This is a genomic window from Halomonas sp. KM007 (assembly GCF_050709225.1).
Lineage (GTDB): Bacteria > Pseudomonadota > Gammaproteobacteria > Pseudomonadales > Halomonadaceae > Vreelandella > Vreelandella hamiltonii.
The window spans coordinates 2,883,648-2,896,640 of the sequence record NZ_CP136131.1; the positions used below are offsets into that span (position 1 = coordinate 2,883,648).

Annotated in this window: 10 protein-coding genes; 4 read left to right on the top strand and 6 right to left on the bottom strand. The window is 59.9% G+C overall.

All coding sequences use genetic code 11. From position 1 onward, the window contains the following. Positions 1 to 73: 73 nt before the first annotated feature. The gene (locus tag RVM27_RS13605; protein ID WP_081195457.1) at positions 74 to 706 is read left to right on the top strand and encodes a LysE family translocator; all 633 of its coding nucleotides are present in this window, start codon (positions 74 to 76) and stop codon (positions 704 to 706) included. A 19-nt stretch (positions 707 to 725) separates the two neighbouring features. Here RVM27_RS13605 and RVM27_RS13610 read toward each other — a convergent pair whose 3' ends face one another. The 5 genes from RVM27_RS13610 to RVM27_RS13630 all read right to left on the bottom strand — a co-directional run bounded on the left by RVM27_RS13610 (position 726) and on the right by RVM27_RS13630 (position 6,764). Further along, complete coding sequence (locus tag RVM27_RS13610) at positions 726 to 1,724, bottom strand: LLM class flavin-dependent oxidoreductase (RefSeq protein WP_016914704.1); 999 nt, start codon at positions 1,722 to 1,724, stop codon at positions 726 to 728. A gap of 110 nt (positions 1,725 to 1,834) precedes the next feature. Beyond that, on the bottom strand, positions 1,835 to 3,109 hold the full coding sequence (locus tag RVM27_RS13615) for a nitrate- and nitrite sensing domain-containing protein (protein ID WP_498956824.1): 1,275 nt from the start codon (positions 3,107 to 3,109) through the stop codon (positions 1,835 to 1,837). 73 nt (positions 3,110 to 3,182) lie between these two features. Further along, on the bottom strand, positions 3,183 to 4,535 hold the full coding sequence (locus tag RVM27_RS13620) for an MFS transporter (protein WP_498956825.1): 1,353 nt from the start codon (positions 4,533 to 4,535) through the stop codon (positions 3,183 to 3,185). A 333-nt stretch (positions 4,536 to 4,868) separates the two neighbouring features. After that, the gene (locus RVM27_RS13625; protein ID WP_016914701.1) at positions 4,869 to 5,888 is read right to left on the bottom strand and encodes a patatin-like phospholipase family protein; all 1,020 of its coding nucleotides are present in this window, start codon (positions 5,886 to 5,888) and stop codon (positions 4,869 to 4,871) included. A 120-nt stretch (positions 5,889 to 6,008) separates the two neighbouring features. Next, positions 6,009 to 6,764 carry a murein L,D-transpeptidase catalytic domain family protein gene (locus RVM27_RS13630; protein ID WP_498956826.1) on the bottom strand — a complete coding sequence of 252 codons (756 nt, stop codon included), beginning with the start codon at positions 6,762 to 6,764 and terminating at the stop codon, positions 6,009 to 6,011. Positions 6,765 to 6,934: 170 nt separating this feature from the next. Here RVM27_RS13630 and RVM27_RS13635 point away from each other — a divergent pair, with 170 nt between their 5' ends. Next, a complete protein-coding gene (locus RVM27_RS13635) occupies positions 6,935 to 8,572 on the top strand; it encodes a L,D-transpeptidase family protein (protein WP_498956827.1) in 1,638 nt (545 codons plus the stop codon). A 76-nt stretch (positions 8,573 to 8,648) separates the two neighbouring features. Here the strand turns inward: RVM27_RS13635 and RVM27_RS13640 are convergent, their stop codons facing one another. Beyond that, the gene (locus RVM27_RS13640; protein WP_498938562.1) at positions 8,649 to 10,310 is read right to left on the bottom strand and encodes a peptidoglycan DD-metalloendopeptidase family protein; all 1,662 of its coding nucleotides are present in this window, start codon (positions 10,308 to 10,310) and stop codon (positions 8,649 to 8,651) included. Between the two features lie 611 nt (positions 10,311 to 10,921). On the opposite strand from RVM27_RS13640, the gene RVM27_RS13645 reads away from it, so the two are divergent. Together RVM27_RS13645 and RVM27_RS13650 are read left to right on the top strand one after the other, a co-directional pair. Beyond that, entirely contained in the window at positions 10,922 to 11,842 is a 921-nt protein-coding gene (locus RVM27_RS13645) for a LysR family transcriptional regulator (RefSeq protein ID WP_016914697.1), read from the top strand. 78 nt (positions 11,843 to 11,920) lie between these two features. After that, a complete protein-coding gene (locus RVM27_RS13650; protein WP_498956828.1) occupies positions 11,921 to 12,931 on the top strand; it encodes a glutathione S-transferase family protein in 1,011 nt (336 codons plus the stop codon). The last annotated feature ends 62 nt before the right edge of the window (positions 12,932 to 12,993 follow it).

Here is a 12,993-nt window from a genome sequence, read left to right on the forward strand (position 1 = left end):
GCATACAAGACATGGCATACGCTAGCATAAGCGGATGCCTGTAAGCGTCAACCGAAAGATGGGGAGCCGTCACATGACTCTCGAGAGTGCCCTGACCTATTTCGTGGCGATCTTCGTCTTCGCCATTACTCCTGGCCCCGGTATCTTTGCGCTGCTGGCCAAGGGGATGTCCCAAGGCGTGCGCGCCTGCTGGCCGCTGGCTGTGGGCATGACCGTGAGTGATGTCATCTATCTGATGCTGGCCTTCTATGGGCTGGCTGCCTTGGCAGAAAACTGGGGTGAAGCCTTCACCGTGTTGCGCTATGTGGGCGCGGCTTACCTGTTTTATCTGGGCTGGAAAATGTGGACGGCCAGCGTCACGCCCCCGCGCCTGGAAGGCGGTACGCCCGTGGCGGCCACATCCGCTCGTGAGGCCCTCAAGGGGCTTACCCAAGGGGTCCTGATCTCGGCCTCCAACCCGAAGGTCATCCTGTTTTATGTCGCGTTTCTACCCACCTTCATTGACCTGACCACGCTGAACCATGGCGACATGCTGCTGGTGGTGGGGCTTACCCTGGTGGGGTTGATGATGGGGCTGATGCTGGTGGCGTCGTTTGCCTCGTCGGCACGGCGCTTTTTCCAATCCGAACGCGCCCAGAAGGGCACCAACCGCACAGCAGGTTCCTTGATGCTGGCGGCAGGTGCTTTCTTGATTGCCAAAGGCTGAAGGTTACCAGGTGAACGTGTCAGGCGTCCTTGACGACTGACGCGACGATCTCATAACTGCGCAGGCGGTCCGCGTGCTGATAGAAGTCACTGTTGATCATCAGCTCGTTGGCCTCGGTACGTGCCTGGAAGTCGGCCAGCTGCTCCTTGACCGTTTCAGGGCCACCGATGATGGCCGCGCCAAGAAACTGGGCGACCTGGGCGCGCTCCATGGGGCTCCAGTCCAGATGATCGACCGGGGGTTGTGACTGCGTCGGACGGCCGCGAATCAAATTGAGAAACTTCTGCTGGGCAGTCGTGGCCAGATAGTGGGCCAGGTCGTCGCTGTCGGCCGCTATCACGGGTAATCCTACCATGGCATAGGGTTCCGCCAGATGCTCGGAGGGCTGGAATTGGTCGCGGTACAGGCGCAGCGCTTCGAAGAGATAGCCCGGCGCAAACTGCGCAGCAAAGGCGAAGGGGAGCCCTAGCCTGGCGGCCAATTGGGCGCTGTAGCCACTGGACCCGAGCAGCCAGATGGGCACATGGGTGCCCTGGCCCGGCACGGCCTTGACGGTTTGCTGGGGCTGGGCTTCGCCCAGGTAGCGGCGCAGCTCTTCCAGCTGTTCTGGAAAGTCATCGACACCTGACTGGGCGTGCCGCCGCAGGGCACGCATGGTCGCGCCATCCGAGCCAGGGGCACGGCCCAGCCCCAGGTCGATCCGGCCGGGGTAGAGCGTCTCCAGGGTGCCGAACTGCTCGGCCACCACCAGTGGAGGGTGGTTGGGCAGCATGATGCCGCCGCTGCCAACGCGAATGGTGGACGTTTGCCCTGCCACGTGGCCAATCAGCACGGCCGTGGCAGCGCTGGCGATACCCGCAATATTGTGATGCTCGGCCAGCCAGTAGCGCTGGTAGCCCAGCCGCTCCGTGTGCTGGGCCAGGGCCACGCTGTCTTGAAAGGTCTCGGCGACACTGCCGCCTTGACGAATGGGCGCCAGGTCCAGAACAGACAGCGCAGTGTGGGCAAGTTGGCTCATGGTGACACCTGTTTAAACGGTCATGGTCAAGCGGCTTGATTTATTAGCACGCTTTCGAATACACCGTTTATGCGGGTGCCCCTGGCAAATTGCAAGGGGCCAGACGGCCATCAATGGCGTTGGCGCTTGTCATCTTTACGCTGCAGCATCGCGGAAAGGTCGAGAATCGACTGGGCCATGTCGGCCATGCTACGGCTCTGGTCCATGGAGGTCTTGCGTAGAAAGCGGTACGCCTCCTCTTCGCTCATGCCCTGGTGGGCCATGATCAGCCCCTTGGCACGCTCGATCAGCTTTCGTTCTCGCAGGGCCTTGCGGGTATTTTCCAGCTCGTCGCTCAAGCCCTGCAGTCGGCTGGACTGAGCTTGCGCCAGCTCGATCAGCGACCGGCTGAGCGGCGAGTGAAGCGCGCTGGCCGTCAGGTCGCCCAAGGGGTGCGAAGGTGCCAGCATGAGCAGCTGTTCGCAGGGGGCAGGCAGCGGATGGCCCGGGGTGCTGGTGGCGTGTTCCAGGGCCCTGCGGGCCTCGGCGATTTTGAGATGGCACAGGGCGGTCAGCTGCGTGTTGAGCGTATCTTCCACCGCCTTGATGGTATCCAGCCGCAGCGTGGTGAGTTCGTACCAGGTTTCGCCCAGCGAGTCGCTGACGCCCATGGGCGCGTTGGCACGCTGGCAGGCGATATCGCGAAGCTCGCGGATGCCCGCCAAGGTCCTGGGCGAAAGCGCCTGCTGCCAGGCGGCCAACGCCTCGGCGGTGGCAAATTCGGCAAAGGTGTCGAAACAGCGCTGCTGCGCGGCCATCAGCTGGTTAAGCAGTTCACGGTGCGCGTCATCGAAGTGCCCCAGCGTAAACCCGAAGGCGCCGCAGGCGCGCTCTTGCCCGGCCAGCTCCTTGCCCTGCATCAGGTGGAAGATGGCCACCAGTGCCCGCGTAATATCGGGGTCTACGGCCGTGTCGGCGGCTTCGAAAACGATGGCCAGCAGTCCGCTGATCAAGTGGTTGAACGCCTGCGTGGCCGCATCAGGCGAAATCGTGAACTGATCGATGGCGCGGCGCAGCGCCGGAAGTTCATCCAGGGCTTGCCACACACCCGCTATGCGGCGAAGCAGCCTGGCCTCTGCCTGTGAGCGAACTTCCTGGCCCAGCGCTTCCAGCCGCTGGCGCATGGCCGCTTCGGCACTTTGGCTGTGTTCGAGGTAGGTGGCGCGACGTGCCTTGAAGCGCTTCCCCTGGGAAGCCAGATAAATGGTCGAAGCGCCCCGTTCGCGCTGCAGAACGTGAATGAACTGACTGATATCGCTGACGATATCGGCGGTGGTGGCCAAATGATGAAGGTTGTCGATATCACAGCGCAGCGCGGTCAAGAGTAGCTGTTGGGCAGAAGACATAGTAGTTCCTTGTTACTCGCCGCCTGAAAAGACGGCGCCTCACTGGATGACCAGAGACGCGCCTGCTTAACTGCTAGCGTAAAGAGAGAGCGCCCTGTTCATGACGATCACCGGCGGCCTCACGGTAGGCCTTGGCTTCCTCGGCCTCGGTGGCATCGCTGAAGCGTACCACCAACACGCAAGAAGCCAGCAGCAGTACGGTAATGCCTAGATAAAAGAGCCCTTGCTGGTAGCTGAGGCTTTCATTACGAAACAAAAACGCGGCGGAGACGGCACCAATGTTGCCCCCAGCGCCAACGATGCCTGCCACGGCCCCCAGTGCCTTCTTGTTGATGAAGGGGACGACCCCGTAAGTGGCACCTTCCGCCATCTGCACGAACAGGCTGAACACCAGCATGATGCCAATCGCCATGCTGAGCACGTGCATCTGCGAAAACGCAATCAGCGCGATGCCTTCGCAGATCAGAGCAATGAAGAGCCAGCGCACACGCCCCTTGAGGCCCGCCTGTTTGGCGAACAGATCGGAAAAGACGCCGCCCAGGGTGCGGGCAAAGATATTCATCAGCCCGAACAGGCCCGCAATGAGCCCTGCCGTGGCCAGAGTGAGATCAAAGGTATCGAAAAAATAGATGGCGGCGATGTTGTTGATGGTCAGCTCTACCCCGAAGCAGAGCCCGTACACTACAAACAGCGCCCAGACACGAATATCCTTGGCGGCAGCCATGAAGCTCTGCGCTGCGCCATACTCGCCGCTGGCTTCCGGTAGCTCTCCACGAGCACGCAACTCGCTGAAATTGCCATCCGGGGCATCCTGGGTAAAGTACCAATAAGCGATACCCGTCAAAAACAGCACGACCCCTGGCACCAGCATGGCAAGCCGCCACCCCAGCGCTTCGTTGACGCCCAGCATGAGTATTCCGGAGAAGATGAGCGGCATCAGGATTTGCGCCGTACCGCCCCCCAGGTTGCCCCATCCGGCGCTGGTGGCGTTGGCGGTGCCCACCACATTGGGGGCGAACATCATGGTGGTGTGGTACTGGGTAATGACGAACGAGGCGCCAATGGCACCAATGGCCAGACGAGCCAGCAGAAAGGTTTCAAAGCTGTTGGCCAGGCTGATCCCCATGACGGGAATGGAGCCCAACAGCAGCAGTCCCGTATAGGTCTTGCGCGGCCCGATGCGGTCGCAGAGCACCCCGATCAGTAGCCTGACCACCACGGTGATCGCCACGGAAGCAATGATGGTGTTGCCGATTTGGGTTTGCGTCAGAGACAGGTCTTCACGTACGACAGCCATCAGCGGGGCGATGCCGAACCAGCCAAAAAAACAGATATGAAAGGCAAACCAGGACATGTGGAATGCCCGCATCTGTGGCGTGGAGAAATCGAGCAGCCGAATACGATTGGCTTTGTGGCGGATGTTCATGGGTGGCCTCGGGTAGCATGGAACGAGTTCGTCAACGCACAACGCCAAGGGCACTGCACAGAGACGGGAACACGCCTTCATCGTTGAAGGTCAGGTTCGACGCACTCGTACCCGGCTGGGCCTGGTCCACGCCTATAACACTGGAAATCACCAAGCAAATAATTCGCCACTAGCCATTTTTTAAATATAAAACATTGATTTAATGAATAACGATGGGGGCGCTGGGGGTGTGGTGCCAAGGGGAGTGAGCAGGGGCGCACTCGATTGGGGCAGTAGCGCCGAGTCGAGTGCGCCAAGTTGGCGCAATATCAGAGGGTGCCTGCTCTTGAAGGACTAGCCATGCAGGTACACGGCGTCGATATCCAGCGTCGAGCGCTCACCAATCGCCTCGAAGTGCTCGTTGAGCCACAGCTCTGCAGCCGCTTTGCCCTGGTCGAACAGGTGGCACAGGAACGGCCATTCGGCATTGAGCTTACTGGATACCGACAGGCTCTCCAGTGCCTTGTCGCCACTGATGCGATGAAACAGAGCCTGCTGGTAGCAGTTTTCGATGCCTTGCTCCTCCAGTGCATGCTTGAGCAAGGCAATCATGCGGACTTCCTTGATCAGCGCAGCGTTGAAGGTGATCTCGTTCAGCCGGTTCATGATGGCCGAGGCCGTGGTGGGCAGCTCATCGCGGCGGATGGGGTTGATTTGTACCAGCAGTATGTCGCGCGCGCTGCACTCTTCTATCAAGGGAAACAGTGCGGGGTTACCCATGTAGCCGCCATCCCAAAAGGCTTCGCCGTCTATTTCGACGGCCTGAAACATGAACGGCAGGCATGCCGACGCCATGACGGCATCGACGCTCATCTCTTCACGACGAAACACGCGTTGCTTGCCGGTACGGACGTTGGTCGCCGCGACGAAGAGTTTCAGCTGGTCGCACTGGCGCACGCGGTCGAAGTCGATATGCGACGCCACGATGTCTCGCAAGGGGTTCAGGTTCAGTGGGTTGAGCTGATAAGGGGAAACCAGGCGAGTCATCAGGTCCATGGCGACATAGCCCGGTGAATGATCCAGGCTCCAGTTGCCGGTCAGTACGTCCATGGGGGAGCGGCGGATGGGGCTCGCCATGCCCGCCCGGCTGACGGCTTTCCAGAAATCCCGCAACGCTTGCCGAGCCGTCTCCTTGCCGCCGCGAGTCAGCGCGTCGGCCATGACGACGCCATTCATGGCCCCCGCGCTGGTGCCGCTGATGCCCTCGATGTCGATTCGGTCATCTTCCAGCAGGCGGTCCAGCACGCCCCATGTGTAAGCGCCGTGGGCTCCGCCGCCCTGAAGCGCCAGGTCGAGTTTTTTTGCTGATGCCATGTGATCCTTCCCAAAGTGGCTAATAACGTGCCCTTAAGCATGGCATAAATGAGCACGTTCGGTAGCCTGGGTAGGCACACGGGTATGGTGGCGGTGCTGGCGGTGATCACTATCACGCCATTATCTCATCTGCGCGAGCTGCAGATGGTCATCCTGGCCACAGCGCAGGAAGGAAGAGGTCGCTAGCCACTCTTCATCGGGGTAGTAGGCAAACACGTACTGCTCTTCCTTGAGGCTGTCGATAAGCGGGTAAGTGATGTCTTCGCGAACGGCAGGGCAGCCATGGCTTCGCCCCAGTCGCCCCGTCTGGGCGATGAACTCTTCGCTTACATACTCCGCCCCATGAATCACGATGGCGCGTTGAAAAGCGAGGTCGTTCACCTCTGGCTCCAGACCCTCCAGACGCAGTGAGTAGCCATTGCGCCCGTAATAGCTGTTCATGGTGCGAAACAGTCCAATGCTGGATTGAAAACTTTCGGGGACGTTCGAAAACACTTCTGCCACGGCATCACCCGACCCTCGGCCATGGGACACCAGCTCTTCGAACAGCAACGCGTGCTGGTGCAGGTCGAAGACCCACAGGCGAGGCTTTGTGGAGGGCAGCGAGTAGTCGATGACCGCCAGGCGCTCGGCGTAGGGGTCGGCACAAGCGATGGCCTGCGCGGCCAGACGGAGCGCCTCACCGGAGGCGCCAGGCGCCAGTTGTTGTAACTGATGATGAAGGGGCGACACACCGATGGGGGGCAGGGAAGAGACCTGGGCATAAAAGCTGGCAGCCTGGAGTGGAGAGGCGCCAAGCCACAGGCTCGTGGCGGTCATCAGGGTCAAAAAACGGGGGATATCGGAGCGAAAACGAGTATACAAGGGTGAGAGCATCGAGTGTCATCCTGCCAAAGGTGCGATAAGTCCCCACTAGAAATGACCATGAACAGGCGCAAGCAGCTATGCTGAAGTAAAGTGTCAGGCTATTCGGCCGGTAACGGGAACTGCCGATATCATTGGGCATCAGCGCCGTACAGCGCTGCATCATAACGCAAGGAGAGGCGATGAACGATCATCTGCGACTAAGACAATGGGCGATAGGCGCCCTGGTTGGACTTGTCCTGTCTGGCCCCTTGCTGGCGGTGGCTGCGGAGCCTGCTGCTCCTGGCATGCAACAAGCCTTGTCACAGCAGGTTGAGCGGGCAGGGGAGTCACTGCCGGTGGCAGCGTTTTATCAGCTCAATGGCGGGCAACCGGTTTGGCAGGATGAAGCCCGTGTGAAAGCTCTGGTGGAGGGGTTGAAGGGCCTGCTGGATGATGGCCTGAGCCCCGAAGATTACCGCGCGACGACGCTGCTGGAAGAGTTCCGGGTTAGCCGCGCATGGGATGCTGCCGCCCAGGCACGCTTCGATGTCGATGCCACTCGGGCTCTGCTGCTGGCGCTGGAGCATCTATCGTCAGGCAAGGTCAATCCTCGTCAGGTGGAACCTGGCTGGGACGCTTCACGCCCAGAGCGCAGTTACGCGCTGCCTCGTGTGCTGAGCGCTGTGGAGCGTCACGATGTGGAATCGGCGCTGGCCATGGCCCGGCCCAGCTCACCCGAGTATGCTCAGTTACGCCAGGCATTGAGTGCCTACCGTCACTTGGCCGAGCAAGGCAGCGTTCCTTACCTGTCCGGTAGAGAAGCCTCGCTGCGGCCTGGCGACCGCGACGCTGATGTGGTCACGCTGCGCCAACGGCTGACCCTGTGGGGCGCCTCGGGGCTGTTGGGTGCCGACAGTAGCGCCTATCCAATGATTGGCGTACAGGGGGCGCCGCGCGACCAGCAGCTGTTCGATGACACCCTGGTACAAGCAGTGAAGCATTTTCAACGCCGCCACCAGTTGCAGGAAGATGGCATCGTCGGGGAGCGCACCCGGCTGGCGCTGAACATGCCGGTGGCTTCACGGGTCGACCAGCTGCGGGTCAACCTGGAGCGTGCGCGCTGGATACGCCCCGCCTTGCAGCGTGAGCCTCGGGTGTGGGTCGATATTGCGGGCTACCGGCTGCATTACTTGCGTCCTGATGGCCAGCAGTGGGATGCACGAGTGGTCGTTGGCACGCCGCGGCGTGAAACGCCGGTCATTCACTCCACGATCAGCCACCTGACCATCAACCCCAGCTGGACCATACCGCCCACCATCATGAGGGAAGACGTATTGCCACGGGTGCGTGAAGATATCGGTTATCTGGCCCAGCAGAACATTCAGGTGTTGAGCCCCTCAGGGGAAGCGCTGGATGCCCAGAGCATCGATTGGCAGCGCCCTGGAGGCGTCATGCTGCGTCAGGTGGCGGGTAGCCGTAACCCTCTCGGGAGGGTCGTGGTACGCTTTCCCAATAACGACATGATTTATCTGCACGACACTCCGGCACGCGGCTTGTTTCAGCGGGATCAGCGGGCGTTGAGTTCTGGCTGCGTCAGGGTGGAAGGCGTGGCGGAGTTCGCCCAGATGCTGCTACAGGACAGCGGCAGTCGTCATCAGCTCAATGCGCTGATGAACAGTGGGCGCAGCGATCAGAACGTCAACCTGCCTCAGCGCATTCCCGTGGCGCTGCATTACCTCACCGCCTGGCCCAACCCCCAGGGGGAGGTAGAGTTTCGAGATGATATCTACCGCCGAGACCCGGCACTGCTATCGGCACTATCCGCACGCGACGCCTGATCCCCTCTTCCACGTATGCTACATAAGCGACAGGCCGCCCCTTGGGGCGGCCTGTCGAACGGCGTATCACGATGAGTTATTGAACGGTGTCGCTATCGTCGTCACTGCTCCGGTTGCTAGCCACGCTGATGGTGCCCGTCTCGCCACTCTCCAGTGCTGCCAATACCGGTTCTGCCTGGCGCTGGAAGGCGATCAGGGTATCGCCACTCAGGCTGGTGTTTTCAGGCAGCTCGACGGTCATGGCGTTGACCGGCGAATTGTTGACGATGACCTCATAATGCAGGTGAGGGCCGGTACTGCGGCCCGTATTGCCGGAAAGGGCAATGCGCTCACCCATGTCGACACGCTGGCCCTGGCTCACCATCGGCTGCGAAAGGTGCAGGTAGCGCGTGCGGTAGCCGTTATCATGGCGAATCACGATATAGCGTCCTGCCGCGTGGTGATTGCCCACGCGCTCCACACGTCCATTGGCCGGCGCGATGATCGGCGTGCCGATCGGCATGGCAAAGTCGGTGCCGTTATGCGGGCTGACCCGCCCTGTCACCGGGTGAAGGCGGCGCGGGTTGAAATTAGAGCTCAGGCGGTAGTTGCCTTCGAACGGGCGACGGGCAAAGGCCGGGTCCAAGCTGTTGCCTTCCGGGGTGTAGAAGTTGTCGTCAGAAGGGTTGCGCACCACGGTCAGATCCATGCGCTCGCCATCGTATTTGACCGCCAGAACCCGTGAGTCCAGCGTTTCACCATCGATCATGTCAGACTCGACCAACACCTGAAACTGATCCCCCCGGCGGCTGTCGCGACGGAAATCGAGTTTCTTCTCCAACAGGCGGGTCAGCTCGGTGACCGAGCTGCTGCTCAGGCCGGTAGCCTGGGCAGAGCGTGCAAAGCTGCCGCTCACGCTGCCTGCGTAAAGCCGCTGTACCGGCTCGCCCTGGCGTTCGATGGTGGTGATGGCAAAGTGTTCGCTGTCTCGTTCCAGCAAAATGCCATCGCGGGTGTTGCGCATCATGCGCAGCGACAGCAGTCGGCCTTCTTCATCCAACTGGTAATCGAAGCTGTTGCCGGCGCGCCAGTTGGTCAGCAGGCGCTGGTCGGGCATGTCCTCCAGCAGCGCCAGTACTTCGCTGTAGCCTAGCCCCAGTTCGTTCTGAGCAACCACGGCAAAGGTTTCACCAGACTCGACGATGTGCGTCTGCCATTCGGGCACGAAGGGCTCTTCAGCGGCCAGCTCGCGCTCGAGAAAGGAAATATCGTCGAACAGCTCGATATCGTAATCTTCGTAGGAAGTAGCATCAGCAATGTCGACGGTCGGGTCGGTATTGAGCATGCCGCTTGCAAGAGTGCCCACGATCACGGCCATGTGCAGCGCGCCGTCATCGAGCGCAACGGCCAGGGGAGGCACGCTGGCCATGGAGGCTTCGGCACTGGTGATCACGTCGAGGTCGACGATCTCGGCTGCTGTCAATTCGCTGAGGGGAATATGGTCACGGGTGGCGTCGAGGGCGCGGGAGGCGCGATCGATCGCTTCTGCAACAGGCGTTCGCTCTTGCCGCAGCGAGGGGACACCAGGAGCAGAGTCGCTGGGGAGAGGAACAAGTACGCTCTCCAGCGGTGTGTGAGGTTGATTCAGGTCGTTATACGTCGTCACCAGCTTTTGTGCGCCCAGCACAGTGACCATGGTGGCCACTGGTAATAGTAACAATTTATGCGTGCGGGGCAGCGAATGGAGGATTCGCAACATGGGTAAATGGACCGCCGAATTTGTGAAGTAAACGTAACAAGAAAGTGAGCAAACTCGGGAACCATACCCCAAGGAGGCAGGGGTGAATAGACTGTATATCCATACACAAAACATACTTCCGTCGAAATATGCAAATATTCGACAATGAGAACCGCTCTCGAACGCCGTTCGCTAACAAAAGTAACGGCGTAAACTGCCTTCGATGACCGCCGCATGGCGCGATCATCTTCTTAACCATAGACGCAAATGAATGGTTATTAAAGATGTGCGTAAGTTGTGTCTAATTAAAACGGCATTTTAAGCACTTACCGACCAAAATGAGCGCTTGAAACGGACGTTTTTCACGGGCCAGAAAAGCGTATCGCCCAAAACGCCCTCCGACCTCGCAAACGTGGCTTTTCGCGGGTAATTGCTAATATTTAAAATGTGTTTTTTTGTTTCTGTGTGTCTGTTTTTTGAAACGCGACGATGTCCCTGTGAGCCCGCGTATTAGCCCTTGGTGCAAAATTTGCTGTCAGGCCACGTACTCTCGACGTTTTACTGGCATCCTATGTGTTGTTTTTTCGAAGGTGAAGCGGTTTGTTTCGCTGTTTAGCGTCGAGGAAATCGAAATGTCTCGGGTAACACTTGCACAGTGGCAGATGCTCGCCGCCGTGGTCGACCACGGTGGCTTTGCAAGGGCGGCAGAGGCGATCCATAAAAGCCCCTCTACGCTCAACCATGCGGTACATAAATTGGAAGAACAGTTGGGTATCCAGGTACTGGAGCCCGTGGGGCGTCAGGTACGACTGACGGAAGCCGGTGAGCTGTTGCTGCGCCGTGCGCGTCAGCTGATCGAGAGTGCGGCGTCGCTGGAGGACGTGGCCTCGCGCTTGGCAGCGGGCCTGGAGGCTGAAATCGTCGTCGCTATCGATCAAATCTTTCCTGCGGCGGCTCAGGCCAGGGCGCTGGAGCGCTTTTCGGAAACCTATCCCCAGGTGCGCGTACAGCTGCATGAGAGTGTGCTTAATGGCGGCACCGAAATGCTTTATGACGGGCGTGCCGACCTGGTGGTCACGGCCATTGAGGCCCAGGGGTTTCTTGGTGAGCCGCTGGTCAATGTGCACTTTGTGGCGGTCGCTCATCCACGCCACCCGCTGCATCAATTAGGGCGCGCGTTGGATCTGCGTGACCTGGCCCAGCATCGCCAACTGGTGGTGCGTGACTCGGCGTTGCGCCAATCGACCAATGCAGGCTGGCTAAAGGCTGAGCAGCGCTGGACGGTCAGCCATGTGGGCACCTCATTGGACATGCTCAAGCGTGGTCTGGGGTTCGCCTGGATACCTGAAACCCGTATCCTCGACGAGCTGGCCAGTGGAGCGCTGAAGCCGCTGCCGCTGAGCGCAGGAGGCGTGCGGGAAGTACCGGTACAGCTTATATTTCGTGACCGTGACCGGGCTGGCCCTGCGGCTCATGCCATGGCCGCTGCGTTGCGGCAGTCCGTCAAGGAGACGTGCAGCCAACATTCGATTCCCTCGAATGAAAGTCGGTAAAACATCCGCTTGAGCCCTCTCTCGGCGAGCGTATCCTGTAAACAGGCTATTTCACACGTTCGCAACGGGAGAAGCACCATGGGGTTATTGGTCAACGGCGAGTGGGTCGATCAGTGGTACGACACCAAAAAGCACGGTGGGGAGTTTGTCCGTGAGTCGGCACAGCTGCGTGATTGGGTAGGGGAGCCTGCCGACAGCGGAAGCGTGTTGGAGGGCGAGGTCCAACGCTATCCTGCCGAGGCAGATCGTTACCACCTTTATATCTCCCTGGCATGCCCCTGGGCGCACCGCGTGTTGATCATGCGTCAACTGAAAGGCCTGGAGCCCTTGATCGGCGTCTCCCATGTCAGCCCGCTCATGCTGGACAAGGGCTGGACCTATCACCAGGGCGAGGGTTCCAGCGGCGACCCGATCAACCACGTCGAGTTTCACCACCAGCTCTATACCATGACCGACCCGCAGTACACGGGGCGCGTGACGGTGCCGGTGCTGTGGGACAAGCAGCGTAATGCCATCGTCAACAATGAGTCGGCTGAACTCCTGCGCATCTTCAACCATGCCTTTGACGAGCTGACCGGCAATACGCTGGATTTCTATCCCTCCGACCTGCGTGATGTCATCGATGAGGTCAACGCCGATGTGTACGACCACATCAACAACGGGGTTTACAAGTCGGGCTTTGCCACTGAGCAGAAGGTGTACGAGAAGCATGTCACTGCGCTGTTCGACGCGCTGGAGCGCATGGAGAAGCGCCTGGGAGAGCAGCGTTACCTGGCGGGAGAATGGCTGACCGAAGCCGATATTCGTCTGTTTACCACGCTGGTGCGTTTCGACGCGGTCTACTATGGCCACTTCAAGTGCAATTTCAAACGCATCGAGGATTATCCCAACCTGTCCAACTACGTGCGTGAGCTCTATCAGTGGCCGGGCATTGCCGACACCGTCAACCTGGACCACATCAAGCGCCACTACTATTACAGTCACGACACCATCAACCCGACCCGTATCGTCCCCGCCGGGCCAGCGTTGGACTTTCAGCGCCCGCATGACCGTGAACGTCTACCGGGGCAAGGAGTGCGCCGTCGCTGAATCAATGCGGCCATCCATGAAAATGGCCACCCGGTTGGGTGGCCATTGCGTACCTGTGTGTC